17 protein-coding genes are annotated in these 15347 nt (G+C 67.0%); 8 read left to right on the forward strand and 9 right to left on the reverse strand.

Translation table 11 applies throughout. From position 1 onward, the window contains the following. Positions 1 to 81: 81 nt before the first annotated feature. The 3 genes from CY658_RS05850 to CY658_RS05860 all read left to right on the forward strand — a co-directional run bounded on the left by CY658_RS05850 (position 82) and on the right by CY658_RS05860 (position 2390). Entirely contained in the window at positions 82 to 501 is a 420-nt protein-coding gene (locus CY658_RS05850; protein WP_101489269.1) for a sel1 repeat family protein, read from the forward strand. An 80-nt stretch (positions 502 to 581) separates the two neighbouring features. Beyond that, entirely contained in the window at positions 582 to 1844 is a 1263-nt protein-coding gene (locus tag CY658_RS05855; protein ID WP_374221090.1) for a sterol desaturase family protein, read from the forward strand. Positions 1845 to 1904: 60 nt separating this feature from the next. After that, the gene (locus CY658_RS05860; RefSeq protein WP_101489271.1) at positions 1905 to 2390 is read left to right on the forward strand and encodes a hypothetical protein; all 486 of its coding nucleotides are present in this window, start codon (positions 1905 to 1907) and stop codon (positions 2388 to 2390) included. Positions 2391 to 2415: 25 nt separating this feature from the next. Here CY658_RS05860 and metC read toward each other — a convergent pair whose 3' ends face one another. The 4 genes from metC to CY658_RS05880 form a co-directional block, all read right to left on the reverse strand. After that, complete coding sequence (gene metC, locus CY658_RS05865) at positions 2416 to 3624, reverse strand: cystathionine beta-lyase (protein ID WP_101490246.1); 1209 nt, start codon at positions 3622 to 3624, stop codon at positions 2416 to 2418. Between the two features lie 43 nt (positions 3625 to 3667). Continuing rightward, positions 3668 to 4678, reverse strand: a complete 1011-nt coding sequence (locus CY658_RS05870) for a Bug family tripartite tricarboxylate transporter substrate binding protein (protein WP_101489272.1) — start codon at positions 4676 to 4678, stop codon at positions 3668 to 3670. Between the two features lie 58 nt (positions 4679 to 4736). Continuing rightward, the gene (locus CY658_RS05875) at positions 4737 to 6320 is read right to left on the reverse strand and encodes a rhodanese-like domain-containing protein (RefSeq protein ID WP_101489273.1); all 1584 of its coding nucleotides are present in this window, start codon (positions 6318 to 6320) and stop codon (positions 4737 to 4739) included. A 96-nt stretch (positions 6321 to 6416) separates the two neighbouring features. Beyond that, entirely contained in the window at positions 6417 to 7007 is a 591-nt protein-coding gene (locus CY658_RS05880; protein WP_101489274.1) for a cysteine dioxygenase family protein, read from the reverse strand. Positions 7008 to 7114: 107 nt separating this feature from the next. Between CY658_RS05880 and CY658_RS05885 the strand changes: the two genes are divergently transcribed. Continuing rightward, positions 7115 to 7993, forward strand: a complete 879-nt coding sequence (locus CY658_RS05885; protein ID WP_101489275.1) for a LysR substrate-binding domain-containing protein — start codon at positions 7115 to 7117, stop codon at positions 7991 to 7993. Between the two features lie 31 nt (positions 7994 to 8024). On the opposite strand, the gene CY658_RS05890 is transcribed toward CY658_RS05885, so the two are convergent. Genes CY658_RS05890 through CY658_RS05900 form a run of 3 tightly spaced genes read right to left on the reverse strand, consistent with a single transcriptional unit; the run spans position 8025 to position 10423 of the window. Continuing rightward, positions 8025 to 8855, reverse strand: coding sequence for an urease accessory protein UreD (locus CY658_RS05890; RefSeq protein ID WP_101489276.1), 831 nt, complete (start codon positions 8853 to 8855; stop codon positions 8025 to 8027). Between the two features lie 9 nt (positions 8856 to 8864). Then, a complete protein-coding gene (locus CY658_RS05895; RefSeq protein WP_101489277.1) occupies positions 8865 to 9392 on the reverse strand; it encodes a nucleoside deaminase in 528 nt (175 codons plus the stop codon). Then, positions 9389 to 10423, reverse strand: coding sequence for an ABC transporter substrate-binding protein (locus CY658_RS05900; RefSeq protein WP_101489278.1), 1035 nt, complete (start codon positions 10421 to 10423; stop codon positions 9389 to 9391). Before CY658_RS05900 ends, CY658_RS05895 begins: the two co-directional genes overlap by 4 nt. Positions 10424 to 10772: 349 nt before the next feature. On the opposite strand from CY658_RS05900, the gene CY658_RS05905 reads away from it, so the two are divergent. After that, positions 10773 to 11846 (forward strand): aromatic ring-hydroxylating dioxygenase subunit alpha, encoded by a 1074-nt coding sequence (locus CY658_RS05905; protein ID WP_101489279.1) that lies wholly within the window; start codon positions 10773 to 10775, stop codon positions 11844 to 11846. 296 nt (positions 11847 to 12142) lie between these two features. Here CY658_RS05905 and CY658_RS05910 read toward each other — a convergent pair whose 3' ends face one another. Then, positions 12143 to 13444: a D-amino acid dehydrogenase gene (locus CY658_RS05910; protein WP_101489280.1), complete on the reverse strand. Its 1302-nt coding sequence runs from the start codon at positions 13442 to 13444 to the stop codon at positions 12143 to 12145. Positions 13445 to 13572: 128 nt separating this feature from the next. Between CY658_RS05910 and CY658_RS05915 the strand changes: the two genes are divergently transcribed. The 3 genes from CY658_RS05915 to CY658_RS05925 are packed head-to-tail and all read left to right on the forward strand — an operon-like array spanning position 13573 to position 14949. Next, a complete protein-coding gene (locus tag CY658_RS05915; RefSeq protein WP_056578796.1) occupies positions 13573 to 14040 on the forward strand; it encodes a winged helix-turn-helix transcriptional regulator in 468 nt (155 codons plus the stop codon). Continuing rightward, positions 14037 to 14516, forward strand: a complete 480-nt coding sequence (locus tag CY658_RS05920; protein ID WP_101489281.1) for a GNAT family N-acetyltransferase — start codon at positions 14037 to 14039, stop codon at positions 14514 to 14516. The genes CY658_RS05915 and CY658_RS05920 overlap by 4 nt, the downstream gene beginning before the upstream one ends. Before the next feature lie 31 nt (positions 14517 to 14547). Then, the gene (locus CY658_RS05925) at positions 14548 to 14949 is read left to right on the forward strand and encodes an OsmC family protein (protein WP_070062377.1); all 402 of its coding nucleotides are present in this window, start codon (positions 14548 to 14550) and stop codon (positions 14947 to 14949) included. 15 nt (positions 14950 to 14964) lie between these two features. On the opposite strand, the gene CY658_RS05930 is transcribed toward CY658_RS05925, so the two are convergent. Continuing rightward, positions 14965 to 15318, reverse strand: coding sequence for a winged helix-turn-helix transcriptional regulator (locus tag CY658_RS05930; protein WP_101489282.1), 354 nt, complete (start codon positions 15316 to 15318; stop codon positions 14965 to 14967). Between the last annotated feature and the right edge of the window lie 29 nt (positions 15319 to 15347).

Genomic DNA, 15347 nt, shown 5'->3' on the forward strand with positions numbered 1-15347 from the left:
GCGTCCTGCGTGAATTCCAGTTTCTCCTGCGCGCGCCTTCGCGGGACCATCGGTGCCATGCAACCCGTGGAGAAAAAACCGATGTCATCCGAACTCAACCAGATCACCAGCTGGTCGCTGCGCTGGCGCATCTGCCTGTCAGGCGCGCTGTGCCTCGTCGCCGCCATCGCCGCGGCGAAGCCTTTCGATGTGAACACCGACCTGCAGACCGAGCAGCGCTATCAACTCGCCCTCGAAGCGCAGGCCGGACGCGACTATCGCACGATGCTCGTGCAACTGCGCCAGGCCGCCACCGAAGGCCACCCTGAAGCGCAAGAGATGCTGGGCATGGTGCTGCTGACGGGGCCGACGCTGTACGGCTCGGCCGTGAAGGCCGACCGCTGCGAAGCGCGCACATGGATGCTGCGCGCCGCCGAGAAGGGGAGCGAAACGGCCAGGGTGCAACTGGCGTTTCTCAACAGGTTGCGCAGCGCGCCGTCTGGAAAGATCGCTTGCAGTTGATCGCGGTTGATAGCGGTTGATGGCGGGTATGGTGGGCAGCACGCGTACATACTCGGTGACCACCACGAGAGCGCCTCTCTATGCCCACACCTTCTCCCGCGGACCAACTCAAGAACGACGTTGCCCATGAAGTCCGCAAGGGCGTGGACCTTGCAATGTCGCATGGGCCGCTGCATCGCGGCAAGGGCATGGTCAGCGGAATGATCGCCCTCGTGCTGGCCAACTTCAGCATGCTGGCCGTGCTGATGTTCCAGTTCCCGGCCTTCCTGAGTACACCGAAAGTGCGCGAGGTGCTGAGCTTTGACGCGATGCGCACGGTGCTGTTGGTCGCGATGGTGCTGTGCGGCGCCCTGGCCCTGACCAACATCGTCTTCAACCGCGTGCGCCGGTTGTCGGCATGGGCCTTGTTCTGGCTGGCGGTTGCGGTGGTCGGCTCGCAGTTGGGCGTGAGCGCCACCGGGCACGGGTGGCTGCCTGCGGGCAACGTGCCTTCGAACATGCCGTACCTGGGTGTCGACTGGTTCATCTTCGACCTGCTCGCGACCACGCTGCTGTTCACCACCATCGAGAAGCTCAAGCCGCTGCGCCCCGGCATGCCGATCTTTCGCAAGGAGTGGCAGACCGACTTCATGTACTTCGTGACGGGCCACCTGCTGGTGGGGCTCACGCTGTTCCTGGTCTACGCTATCCTCTACGGCGCGACGGGCATGTTCGCGGGTGTGAACCCGGTGGGGCAAGACACGCTGCGCGGCTGGTTTCGCAACCTGCCGTTCGGCTATGCATTGCTGCTGCTGATGCTCATCACCGACTTCGCGCGCTACTGGCTGCACCGCTTCTATCACGAGACCGCCATCGGCTGGCGGCTGCATTCCATCCACCACAGCGCCGAAAGCATGGACTGGATTTCAGGCAGCCGCACGCACGGCGTCGAGACCGTGTTGTCGACCGTGGTGATCCTGGCGCCGGCCTTTCTGCTTGGTTTTTCGCAGAGCGTGATCAACGTCTACATCGTGATCGCGGGCGTGCAGGCGGTGTTCAATCACACCAATGCGTCGGTGCGGCTGGGCCCGCTGCGCTACCTGATCGTGACGCCGAACTTCCATCACTGGCACCACAGCCGCGACGCGGAAGGGCTGGACCGTTGCTATGCCGCGCACTTCGCGTTCTGGGATTACCTGTTCGGCACGGCCGTGAAGGCCGACAAGAAAAAGGTCTGGCCCGACAACTATGGCGTGGTCGGCGACTACGTGCCCAAGGGGTTCTGGCGGCAGCAGCTCTATCCGTTGACGTGGTCGGGGCGATGGACCGATGAGAACGGCGTCGAGCATCGGGAAAACCGCTGAGACCCGTCAACGAAGGGCCACCCCGGGGCACCGGCGACCATTGAAGAAACGAGCCGACTCATGCGCATGTTCATACGCGTCACAGCGCCTTTGCTCCTGCTCGCGTTCGGACTGGCGCTCGCAGGGTGCGCGCGAACAGGCAACAAGCCCGACGCGACCGTCACCAAAACTGCGGACGGGTACGAGGTCACGCTCTACGCCACCCGGGGCTTGATGGTGCATGACCCTGTGTCGATGATCTTCAACAGCAGCTACGAACTCGAATCCCGCATCCGGGTGCCGTCGATCGAGGGGCGCGTCGACGCGTCCGAAGCCTCGGTGTACGAGGTGAGCGAATTCGACAAGGCGGCCGAGAAGAAGCTGCCTCCCACATCGCCTGTCGATCTCTGGTTGCGAGAGAAACACGAAAAGGCCCGCAGGCCGCGCCTCACGGGCGAACTCGTTTTTTCGGGCAACACGCTGACGGTCAATGTGCAGACGATGGAGCAGAGCAGTTCGTACCCGTACCCGTTCAACGGCACCTACCGTCTGAAAAAACGAAAGTAGCGGCTGCTCTCTCGCTCTCTCTATTTCAGGCAGCGAGGTTCATCGCCATGAATCCGCGCTCTAGGTCGGCCACCAGGTCCGAAGGTGCCTCCAGCCCGATGTGCAGCCGCACCACCTCACCGCGCTCGCTCCAGTCCGTCACGCTGCGCGCCGCGCGCATGTTGGTCCAGGCGACCAAGCTTTCATAGCCGCCCCAAGACGAGCCGCGACCGAACAGGGTGAGCGCGTCGACGAAACGCTCGACCGCCGCGTTCTCGATGCCGGGTTGCAGCTCGATCGACAGCAGTCCGTTGGTGCCACGGCAGTCGCGCTGCCAGAGGTCGTGGCCCGGATGCTTCGGCAGCGCGGGGCAGAACACCGTGGCCACTTCGGGGCGCGATTCGAGCCAGTGCGCCACTGCCAGCGCATGCCGTTCGTGCATCTGCAGCCGCGCAGACAGCGTGCGCATGCCGCGCAGTACCAGCCAGGCGTCGTCGGGGCTCACGGTCATGCCGAAGGCGTCGCAGCGTTCGTTCAGCGGCTGCCAGGCTTCGCGCGTGGTCGCGACGGTGCCCATCATCACGTCCGAATGGCCTGAGAGGTACTTGGTGGCGGCCATCGTCGAGATGTCGGCGCCCAGCGCGAGCGGGTGGTACTGCACGCCGGACCCCCAGGTGTTGTCGGCCGCCAGCAGCGCGCCGCGTGCGTGTGCCAGCGCGGCCAGCCTGGGCAGGTCGCACATCTCGTAGACGAGCGAACCGGGGCATTCGGCGTACACCAGCTTGGTGGTGGGCTCGAACAGGTCCTCGATGCCGGTGCCGTCCGCTGCGAAGAAGGTGCTGCGGATGCCGTACGGTTCGAGAAACGAATGCACGAGGTTGCGCGTCGGCTCGTACACGCTGTCGGACATGAGCACGTGGTCGCCGGGCTTCAGGTACGACAGCAGCACCATGCCGATGGCGGCGAGGCCCGTTGGAAAAAGCCGCGTGCGGTAGGCGCCTTCGAGTTCGCTGACTGCGTCTTCGAGCGCGAAGGTGGTGGGTGTGCCGCGCGCGCCGTAGCTGAAGATGCGCTCGTCGTCGCGGCGGGCGCGCGCGTCGCGCATGGCGCCGACGCTGTCGAACAGCACGGTGCTGGCGCGCACCAGCGGCGTGTTGACGGGCACGCCGCCGGCACAAGAGGGCGCCTTGCCGGTGCGCGTGAGCCGGGTGTCGAGGCTGAGGCCGGAAGCGTCTTTGTCGTGCGTGTCGGACATGGTGTTCATCGAGCGGGAGGCCGGGCCGTGGTGGGGCGGTGCATCAATCTGCCTTGGCGCCCGACAGTTTGACGATTCGCGACCAGCGGTCAATGTCCTGGCGCAGTTGCGCGCCAAAGGCTTCCGACGAGTTGGCCACCACTTCGCTGCCGCCGTCGTTCACGAGCTTGGTCACTTCGGGCAGGCGCAGGGTGCGCACGATGGCTTCGTTCAGGTACGCCACGCGCTCGGGCGGCGTGCCGGCGGGTGCGAAGAAGCCGTACCAGTCTTCAAAACGTGCGCCGGCGTAGCCCAGTTCCTCGAGCGTCGGTGCTTTCGCGAACACGCCGATGCGGCGCGGGCTGGTCACGGCCAGCACGCGCAGCTTGCCGTTCTGCACCAGGCCCGCGACCGAGGCGGTGGAGGTCACGAGCACGTCGACCTGCCCGCCGAGCAGGTCGGTGAGCGCGGGGCCGGCGCCCTTGTACGGCACATGCGTCATGTCGATGCCGTTGTCTTTCGCGAGCACGACGCCGACAAGGTGCGAGAGCGTGCCGTTGCCCGGCGTCGCATAGGTCACCTTGCCCGGCGTGGCCTTGGCCTTCGTGGCGAGGTCGGCAAAGCTCTTGAGCGCCGAGTTGGCATCGACCACCAGCGCGAGCGGCGCGGCGTTGATCTGCGTGATGGGAATGAAGTTCTTGACCGGGTCGAAGCCGGCCGACGCATAGAGCGTGGGGTTGACGGCCATGATCGACACCTGCGAGGTGAGCACGGTGTAGCCGTCGGGCCTGGCATCGGCCACCGCCTTGGCGCCGATGTTGCCGCCCGCGCCGCCGCGGTTGTCGACCACCGCGGCCTGGCCCATGATTTCCGGCAGCCGCGTGGTGACCAGGCGCGCCGTCGCATCGTTGCCGCCGCCCGGTGGGAAGGGCGAGATGAACTTCACCGTTTGCGACGGGAAGCCGTTGCGCGCGGGCAGCGGCTCGGCCGAGGCGGGCTGCAAGGCGAGCGCCGCGAGCCAGGTGGCGGCAACGGCAAGACGAGCAAGGTGCGGGGCGCGGAAGGCAGACGACATGACAGGACTCCTGAATTAGGAACGGACAACGACGAACGGAAAGAGATCGGGGCTGGGGTCAGGCGTGCGATGCAATGGGCGGCAGCCGGAAGGCGGCCCGCTCCTGCGCATCGAGCTGCGCGACCAGGCCCGTTTCCCAGGCGAGGTAGCGGCGCGCGGCTTCCTTGTTGCCGTCGTGCCGGTCATGCACGAAGAACAGGTAGTCGATGCAGGCCGCATCGGCGGGCAGATCGGGCGTGGCTGCGACCGGCAGGCCGGCGGCGCGCCAGGCGGCCATGCCGCCTTCGAGCAGAAGCGGTGCAGGGCCGTGGTGGTTCGCGAGTTCGGAGGCAACCGCCCAGGCCGCGAGCGCGGCGTCGTCGGCGACCAGCACGAGCTGTCGGGTTTCGTCTTTCACGTCGCCGGCGAGGCGCGGGCGAATCGACCAGCAGGCCTGCGGAATGTGGCCGGCGCGAAACTGCATGCTGCCGCGCAAGTCGATCAACGCGACCTCGCCTTGTGCCAGCCGCGCGGACAGCGTCGACGCATCGATGGTCTGCAACGCCGGTGCGGTGGACAGGGCCGCGGGCACCAGAGACAAACCGCTCGCGAGCCCGCCTTGGAGCACGCTCGCGTCATGCCCCATCTGCCGCAGCCAGCTCGCGATGGTGGGGGCACGCACGCCGTCGCTGTCGAACAGCACGAGCCGCGCGCCGCGCACCGCGAAGTACTGGTCGCCGGCCTGCATGAGTTGTCCGCCCGGCGTGTGCTGGGCGGCGGGCAGGCTGCCGGCCGCAAATTCTTCGGGCGTGCGCACGTCGCACAGGAACAGGCTGCGGCCCGCATCGGCGGCCCATTGCTGCACGGTCTGCGCCGTGACCGTGGGCACGTCGAAGCGCTCGGCCAGCGCCTTGGCGGCGGGCCGCAGGTCGGTGTTGCCGCTGTCGTCCGCATAGCGTTGCGTGCCGCCGTGTTCGAGCTTGTGGTCGTTCAGGTACCAGCCCTGTGTGCCGTTCTCCAGCGCGTAGACGGGGTTGGGCAGGCCCAGGTTGATGAGCGTCTGCGCGCCGATGATGCTGCGCGTGCGTCCCGCGCAGTTGATGACGATGGGCGTGGTGGTGTCGGGCACCAGTTGCCGCACGCGGTAGGCCAGCTCGCCGTTGGGGCAGCAGGTGGCGCCCGGAATGTTCATCTTGTGGAACTCGCTGACGGGGCGGCCGTCGAGCACCACGACCTTGTCTTGGCGCGCCAGCATGTCGGCCAACTGGTCGGCGCTGACGCGGGGCGTGTGGTACGTCTCTTCGGCCAGTTCGCCGAAGGTCTTCGAGGGCAGGTTGACGCCTGCGAAGAGCACGTAGCCTGCGGCCTTCCAGGCCCGCGTGCCGCCTTGCAGCACGTGCACGTCGGTGTAGCCCAGCGCGGCGAGCTGTGCGGCGGACCGCTCGGCCACATCGGATTCGCCATCGTCGTATGCCACCACCCGCACGCCGGGTCGCGGCATGAGGCGGGGTGCATCGATCTCGAGCCGGCTGAAGGGCAAGGGGATGCCGTAGAACAGGTGCGCCTCGCCGTACTGGCCGTGCTCGCGCACGTCGAGCAGCGCGATCTCGCCGCCGTCGTGCAGCCAGGTCTTGAGGGTTTTCGGGTCGATGAAAGAAGTCATGAAGGCAAGTCGAAAGCGAGTCGTCGGACGAACAAGGTCCTGCGAGGCCGCGCAGCGCGACCCGCATGAAGAAAGGAAAGAACGAAGAGGGTGGGGCTACCGGCGCGTCTGCACGCCGATGCCCATGGTCTGGTACGTGCCGGTGGCCAGGTCGTAGGCGGTGCGCTGGTTCAGCGTCTCGAGCGCACGGCCGTACATGTGCAGGTGGCGAATGACCTGCTCGCCCTGGATCTCGACCGAATGGATGTCTTCAGGCATCAGCGCAATGCCCTTGCCCGGCGCCACGACGACCAGCGCCGTTTCGGCGAGCTTGCCCACGCCCGGCACCGAGCCGTCGTCGGTGCGCTCGTACACGCGGTTGTGCTCGGTGCCTTCCACGGCCGCGATGCAGGCCCAGGTCGTGTGGTTGTGCGGCACGATCTTCTTGCCCGGTCGCATCACGTTCAGGTAGAGCGCATAGCTCTGGTCCGGGTCTTCGGCGATCAGATAGCGGGCCTGGTGCTCGCCTGCCTCGGGCGGCGGGAAGTCGGCGGCGCCCCAGTACGCGGTGTGCGCGGCCAGCCGTTCCAGCGAATCCAGCACCGCCGCGAGTTTTTCGTGGGTGGCTTCAGCGCCACCGATGGTTTGCTTCATGTCGGCGATGGAGGCCTCGACGGCCTGGCGGCGTTGCTCGGATGGGGTGCTCATGCAGTGTTCTCCAGTGGGGTTGCCTGTTTGGTATGCACTCACTGTAGTGACGGGCGGGTGACGCAACAATCCAAGCGGCGCAAGAAACACATCAATAAAATTAATGAATGCCCACGCTCGATCTTGAACTGCTGCGCTCGTTTGCAGCCGTCGTCAGCCACCACAGCTTTGCCGCCGCAGCCGTTCACCTGGACCGCACGCAGTCGGCGATCACGCAGCAGATGCAGCGGCTCGAAGAGCAGATCGGCCAGCCCCTCTTTGCCAAGCAGGGCCGCCAGAAGCGGCTGACCGAGCAGGGAGAACGCCTGCTCACCTATGCGCACCACATGCTGGCGCTGAACGACGAGGCGCTGCGCAGCCTGCGGCAGGGCCCGCTCGAAGGCAACCTGCGCATCGGCGCGCCGCACGACGTGGCCGAGACCATGCTGCCGCTGCTGCTGACCGAGGTGGCGCGCACCTCGCCGCTGCTGCAGCTGGACATCCACATCGGCCGCAGCCCCTACCTGATGACCTCGCTCAAGAGCGGCGAGGTCGACATGATCATCTCGAACCGCGCAGACCCGCAGTCGCAGTTCGAAGGGGTGGTGCTGCGCAACTCGCCCACCGTGTGGCTGTGCGCCGCGGGCTATGTGCACGACCCGACAAAGCCGGTGCCGCTGATCATGGCGGACGGGCCGAGCATCTTTCGGCGCATCGGCCACGAGGCGCTCGATGCGGCGGGCGTGGCCTGGACGCCGCGGTACACCTCGTCAAGCCTGATCGGTATCAAGGCGGCATTGCGCGCGGGACTGGGTGTGACGGCGCGCGGCGTCGAGCAGCTCGATGCCGGCTTGCGGGTGCTGGGTGCGGGAGACGGCATGCCGCGCCTGCCTGATCTGGCGTACTACCTGTATGTGCGCAGCCACGTGGTGAACCCGGTCACGCGGCAGGTGTTCGAGACATTGAAGAAGCAGCTGCGGCTGCCGGGGGCCGACGCCCCGACCTGAGAGGCGGGACCGGCGCCTGCTTGCCCGCTTCTCAGGTCGCCCAGATGCGCGGCGTGGCCGCCGGCAGTTGCCACAGCTCGCTGCGCCACGCCTGCCAGACCTGCCGCAGCAGCTGCATCGCGGGCTCGACCACCGGCGCCAGCACGCGCAGCACCACCACTTCCGCATGCGGACTGGTCGCGCCCGCGCTCTCGTGCAGTTCGTGCGCTTCGAGCAGCGTGCGTGCCTGCGAGAGCAGAGCTTCGCGCCGTGCCTTGGTCATCGGCGAACCCGTCACGACGAAGAGCGAAGCGAGGCAGCGGTGGCCGCCCAGCCCCAGCGGGCTTTGCAGCAGGCGGTGGTCGCTCGCGTCGATGCGTCCGCGCTCCAGCCACACGCCGGGTGCTTCGATGTGCTGCAGGTAGGTGCCGCGCTCGAAGGGCTGGTTGGCGTTCGGCAGGCCGAGCGCGCACACGTCCCAGCCGATCATCTCGGCGCCCGGTGCAGCCTCGATGGCGAGCCGGTTCTCGGCCTGGCAGCCGCTGTAGCAGATGGCTTCGAGCGGCAGCCATTCGAGCCGCGCACCCGTTGCGAGCCGGATGCGCGTGCGTTGCAGCGCGGTCTCGCCTTCGGAGCGGTAGAAGCGCGAGGCGCCGGGCGTGGTGATCAGGCCGTGGCTGCCGTCGGCGGCTTCGATGTCGATGTCGAGCGTGTCGCCACCGACGAGGCCGCCCGGCGGGTGCACCAGCACGTTGTGGCACACCGCATCGCCTTCGGGGTAGAGGCTCTGCAGAATGCGCAGCGGGCCGTCGTGGCGAAAACGGGCGACGCTGCGGTCGGCTTCTTTTTGGTAGGCGAGGTGGAGACGGGCGTGCCAGGGCATGCGGCGAGTCTAGGTCTTCCACGCGCCGTCATGCGCGGCGGCGGCCTCGTCGATCAGCGCGGGCCCGATGCATTCGATCGGATGCGGTGACGCGCGGAACACGTCGCGGCACGACAGCTCCGCGTCGCGCTGGTCCTGCCGTTCGCCGCGGAACACGCGCAGCCGCTGCGCGTCGATGCCGAACACCACGCGGCCGATGTTCGACCAGAAGATTGCGCCCGCGCACATCACGCAGGGCTCGCCCGAGGCGTAGAGCGTGGCGCCGGCCAGTTCTTCGCGCGTGAGGCCGCGGCCGGCCAGCGCGCGCAGCGCATTCACTTCGGCGTGCGCGGTGCAGTCGCCGGTTTCGGCGTTGCTGTTCGCCGCCTCGGCCAGCACTTCGCCGGCGGCCGAGACGATGACCGAGCCGAAGGGCCGGTTGCCGCGCCGGCGCGCGGCGTGCGACCACACGATGGCCTTGCGCAGGTAGCGGCCGTCGCGCTCGTCGAGCGTGTTTTCGTCGGGGAAGGCGGAGGTGGAATTTTCAGGAACGTTCATGCCTTGGATGCGGGAAGAAGGCGCTCGCTGCGCGCAGGCAGCATCGAGCTGTTGAAGAGGGCGTCGGCCGAGGGCCGCGTCTTGAGGCCGTAGGTGTCAGCCACCTCGTCGACCTGCTGTTCGAGCGTGAGCTTGCGGATGTCGCCCAGCCCATGGCTGCGCGTGTCCGCTGCGCCCACATACTGCGCCGTGAGGCTCCAGCGTTCGAGTTCGACCTTCTCGTCGAGGATCGGTTCGCGCTGGCGCATGGCCGCGATGCTCGGTGCGGGGTTGGCAAAGGTCTCGGCGATGGCGCGGTTGGTCGCGCGCAGAAAGGCCGCCACCACCTTCGGATTCTGCGCAATGAGGTTGCTGCTCGCAAGGATCGCGTTGCCGTACAGGTTGACGCCCGCGTCCGAATACTTGAGCACCGAGAGCTCGTCAGCCTTCATGCGGGCGAAGAGCGAGACGGCCGAGTCGTGGAAGTAGGTGGCGGCATCGACGTCGCCGCGCACCATCACGTTGTCGCGCGCGCTGAAGTCGGTGGTCTGCCACTGGAATGCGTCGCCGCGCATGCCCTGCTTGCGCGCCACCATCGGCCAGGCGCGGCGCGTGGACTCGACGGCGGCGGCTGCCACCTTCTTGCCCGTGAGACTCTTGAAGTCGCCGGTCACGCCGCGATCCTTGCGGCCGATGATCACGAACGGTGCACGGTTGTAGTACTGGTACACGGCCTGCACCACCGGCGTGCCCGGGTTCTGTGCATTGAACTCGACCAGCGAGCTGATGTCGCCCAGGCCCAGCTGGTACACGCCGCTCGCGATGCGCGTGATCGACGCGACCGAGCCGGCGCCGGTGTCGATCGTCACGTCCAGCCCCTCGTCGCGGTAGTAGCCCTTGGTGTGTGCCAGGAAGAAGGGTGCGGTCTGGCCGTTGATGCGGAAGTCGAGCGTGAACTTGAGCGGGGTGAGCTTGCCGCCCTGCGCGAACACGGCAGGGGCGGCGAGGGTGGCGGCGGTGGCAGCTGCGGCAAGAAAGGATCGGCGTTGCATGGTGGGGCCTCGGAGTCGGTGGTCTTGACGGATGCCTCCCACCAGGGCGGGAGGCGCCTCAAGAGCAATTTCCGGGCGGGCGCACGGGGATGGTGCGTGCGCTGCTGAACGCTTCTACTCTTGCAGGCTGTCTTGCATGAGGCATGCCAGGGCGCGGCGCTCGGGCATCGCAGGGTGGGGCTTGGAAGTGCGGCCGGGGCGCGCCACAATCCGGGCGCGCTAATTGCAAGTCGATCGGCGCAGAGTAGAAGCGTTCAGCCTCGCGCATGTTTTTTATCAAGCATGCCGACGAAGCAGGAAATTGCTCTTTCACGTTCGTCCCCACACGCAACATCGAAGGAGTTCGCCCATGCTCGTCACCCAACAACCCGTCTTCCGCAAGTTCTGGCATGCCGTCATGCCGCTCACCGAACTGGCCCATGGCCCCAAGCCGTTCCGGCTGCTGGGCGAAGACATCGTTCTGTTCCTCGACGCCGACGGCCAGCCGGCCGCGCTGCGCGACCGCTGCTGCCACCGCACCGCCAAACTCTCGAAGGGCTGGTGCGTGGACGGCGAAGGCAAGGCCTGCGGGCAGGGCGCGATCCAGTGCGGTTACCACGGCTGGACCTACGACCGCAGCGGCCAGGTGGTGCGCATCCCGCAGTACGAGCCCGATCGCAAGATCTCGCCCGAGTACAAGACCACCGCCTACCGCTGCACCGCGCGCTACGGCTATGCATGGGTGGCGCTGGAGGAGCCCATTGCCGACATCCCGGCCATTCCCGAGTTCGAAGACCCGGGCTACCGCACGATCTTCCAGTTCTACGAAGAATGGCAGACCAGCCCGATGCGCGCGCTCGAAAATTCGTTCGACAACTCGCACTTCAGTTTTGTGCACCGCGCCACCTTCGGCGTGGCCGCGAGCCCGAAGCCGAGCAAGTACGAGCTGGTGGAAAACGAATCGGGCTTCTACGCCGAGACGGTGATCGAAGCGACCAACCCGGTGAAGTTCCACTCGATCAGCGGCGTGACCGATGCGATCACCACGCGCCACATGCGCAACGCCTACTTCCTGCCGTTCTCACGCCGGCTCGACATCGAGTACCCGAGCGGCATCCGCCACATCATCATCAACTGCTTCACGCCCATCGACGACGGGCGCATGCAGCTGTGCCAATGGCTGTTCCGCAACGACACCGAGGCCGATTGCGCGGCGCAGATGCTGATCGACTTCGACGAGGAGATCACGCGCGAGGACAAGGACATCCTCGAATCGACCGACCCCGATGCGCTGGTCGACACGCGGCGGCGCGGCGTGGAGTATTCGATGGAGTCCGACCGGCCGGGGATGCTGATTCGCAAGCACCTGATGCAGCTGCTGGCGAGGCATGGGGAGGCGGAGGTTTATCGCGGGATGACGATCCCAATCGCGAAGGCTGCCTGAGCGGTTTCAGCGTTGTTGTTGTTCAGGGCGACGCTCCCGCCGACGGGGAGCCTTGCTCCGCGAATGTCCTCCGGCCTGCGGCCTCCCCCTTGATTTCGCTGCGCAAGGCACCCCATCGACGTGAGCGTTGGGCAGTGCGGTGATTGATCGCGCAGCACGACGACAGCGCCCGGCGTGCGCAGGACACTGGGTGCTTCCCGCAGCGAAATCAAGGAGGAGGGGCGCAGCCCCGGGGGACATTCGCGGAGGGAAGTACCCGGTGGCCTGTGCACGCGCCCCGAACGCAATCGACAGCGTCAGGCAGTCGCAGTCGTCGGATTCGGCCGCGCCGCACGCGACGGCCCCTGCGCATAGCGATCCATCGCCAACCCATCCGTGCGAATCTCCGGCCGCTGACCCGTCACCAGGTCCGAAATCAGCTTGCCCGAGCCGCAAGCCATGGTCCAGCCCAACGTGCCGTGGCCGGTGTTCAGGAACAGGTTGGGGTAGCGCGTGGCGCCGACGATGGGCGTGCTGTCGGGCGTCATGGGGCGCAGGCCGGTCCAGAAGCTGGCGTTCGGCAGGTCGCCGCCCGGGAACAGGTCGCTCACCACTTTCTCGAGCGTGGCGCGGCGCGCCGGGTTCAGGCGCAGATCGAAGCCGCCGAGCTCGGCCATGCCGCCCACGCGGATGCGGTTGTCGAAGCGCGTGACGGCGACCTTGTAGGTTTCGTCGAGCACCGTCGATTGCGGTGCGAGCGATTCGTCGAGCAGCGGCACGGTGAGCGAATAGCCCTTGACCGGGTACACCGGAATGTCGAGGCCCAGCGAGGCGATGGCGGCGCGCGAGTAGCTGCCGAAGGCCATCACGTAGCGGTCGGCCGTGAGGATCTTGCCGGCGCGGGTGAGCACGCCGGTGATGCGGCCGCCGTCGGTTTCGAGGCCGTCGATGGTCTGGCCGAAGCGGAAGTCGACGCCCAGGCCGCGTGCGATCTCGGCGAGGCCGCGCGTGAACAGGTGGCAGTCGCCGGTTTCGTCGTTGGGCAGGCGCAGGCCGCCCGCAAGGCGGTCGCGCGCGCCGGCCAGGCCGGGTTCGACGCGCGCCAGGGCGTCGCGGTCGAGCAGTTCATAAGGCACGCCGCATTCCTCGAGCACGGCGATGTCGCGCTGCACCGCGTCGAGCTGCGCCTGCGTGCGAAAGAGTTGCAGTGTGCCGCCGGTGCGGTGCTCGTACTGCAGGCCGGTGTCGGCGCGCAGCTGCTGCAGGCAACCGCGGCTGTATTCGGCCACGCGCATCATGCGTTCCTTGTTGACCGCATAGCGCTCGGGCGAGCAGTTGCGCAGCATGGCGGCCATCCAGCGCAGCTGGAACAGCGAGCCGTCGGGGCGGATCGACAGCGGCGCGTGCTTCTGGAACATCCACTTGATCGCCTTCAGCGGAATGCCGGGTGCGGCCCACGGCGTCGAGTAGCCGGGCGACACCTGGCCGGCGTTGCCGAAGCTCGTTTCCTCGGCCGCGCCGGCCTGACGATCGAGCAAGGTGACCTCGGCGCCGGAGCGCGCGAGGTAATACGCCGTGGTGGTGCCGATCACGCCGCCGCCGAGAACGATGACTTTCATGGTGTATTCGCGTATCTGAGTGGAATGATGTGAATCTAAAGTGCACAATGAAGTGGATTTCATTGTTTTTAGACGTTTGGCAGTGAAAATCGCTGCCAAAAATCGTCCAATGCCCCGCGCGGAGTGAAATGCCCGAACTCGACCGAATCGACCGCAAGATCCTCGACCTGCTGCAGCGCCAGGGCCGCATTGCCATGACCGAATTGGCCGAGCGCATCGGCCTGTCGGCTTCGCCCTGCGCCGAGCGCGTGAAGCGCATGGAACGCGACGGCGTCATCACCGGCTACCACGCGCACGTGTCGCCCGAGGCGCTGGGCAAGACGCTGCTGGTGTTCGTGGAGATCAAGCTCTCGGCCAAGTCGGGCGACGTGTTCGACAAGGTGAAGCAGGAGCTGCTGCACATGCCCGAGGTGCTCGAATGCCACCTGGTGTCGGGCAGTTTCGACTACCTCGTGAAGGCGCGCCTGAGCGGCATGAGCGAGTACCGGCACCTGCTGGGCGACATCCTGAAGAAGCTGCCGGTGGCGGCCGAGTCGCACAGCTACGTGGTGATGGAAGAGATCAAGGAAACGCTGATGCTGGCGGTGGACCGGTGAGCGGGGCGGCCATCGACATCCGGCCCTGGTGCCTGGCCGACTTCGACGCGGTGAAGGCCATCCTCGACGACACCTTCGCGAGCACCTGGCTGCCGCAGCTCACGCCCGAGGCCGCGAAGGCCTATGCCGAAAGCGGCGAGCCCGTGGGCTACATCGACGAGAGCGGTCCGGCCTTCTTCGTGGCGGAACTCGAGGGCGAGGTGGTCGGCATGGTGCACTGGGAGCACGACTTCGTGCAGGCGCTGCACGTGCCCGCCGCGCACCAGCGCAAGGGCATCGCCCGTGCGCTCATGGCCTTTGCCGAAGCCGGCATGCGCGCCGACGGCGTGGCGCTGGCGCGGCTCGAAACCGACACCTTCAACACGCAGAGCCAGGGCCTGCACCGCGCGCTCGGCTACCGCGAGGCCGGCCGTTACCCCGACCTCGAATGGCACAGCGGATTCACGACCCTCCTGTATGTGAAAGACTTGGCCTGAGCTTTCTCTTCACCCCTTCAAGGACATCGGCATGACCCTCTCGATCCGCCGCGACGGCACCACCGGCACGCGCCACATCCTCAAGATCCGTAACCACGAGATCCCGGTCGATGCCTCGCCCGCGGGCGGCGGCAGCGACGGCGGTGCCGAACCGCACGACCTGTACGACGCGTCGCTCGCGGCCTGCAAGGCGCTCACGGTGCTGCTCTATGCGCGCCGCAAGGGCATTCCGGTGGAAGACATCGAGGTCGTGGTCGATCGCGATGACAGCGAAGAGCGCAAGGGCATCTATCGCCTGAAGTCGGGCCTGCGCCTGACCGGCGACCTGACCGAGGCGCAGCGCGACGAGCTGCTGCGCGTGGCCGGCAAGTGCCCGGTGCACAAGCTCATGACGGAAGTGAAGACCGAAATCGAGACCGGCTGGGCTGACTGAGGCCGCGGCCTCTTTTTACTTCGCCGCCTCGGCCAGCTTGCGCGCCGCCTCCACGCGCTTGGCGTAGCGGTCGCCCCAATCGGCCAGCGGCCCGAGCGCCGCATTGAGCGTGGCGCCGAGTTTTGTCTCGGAATACTCGACGCGCGGCGGCACTTCGTGGAACACCTCACGGTGCACGAGGCCATCGGTTTCCATCTCGCGCAGCTGCTGGATCAGCATCTTCTCGCTGATCTCGGGCAGCAGCCGCTTCAGCTCGCCGAAGCGGTAAGGCTGCGCATGCAGCTCCCACAGGATGACGGCTTTCCACTTGCCGCCGATGACCTCGAACGCGGGGCCGATGCCGCAGTTGTAGGGCTTCTTTGCTGCCATCCGGTGCTCCTTGTGGTTCCAATACTTCC

The organism is Variovorax sp. RO1 (assembly GCF_002849325.1).
Taxonomy (GTDB): Bacteria; Pseudomonadota; Gammaproteobacteria; order Burkholderiales; family Burkholderiaceae_C; genus Variovorax.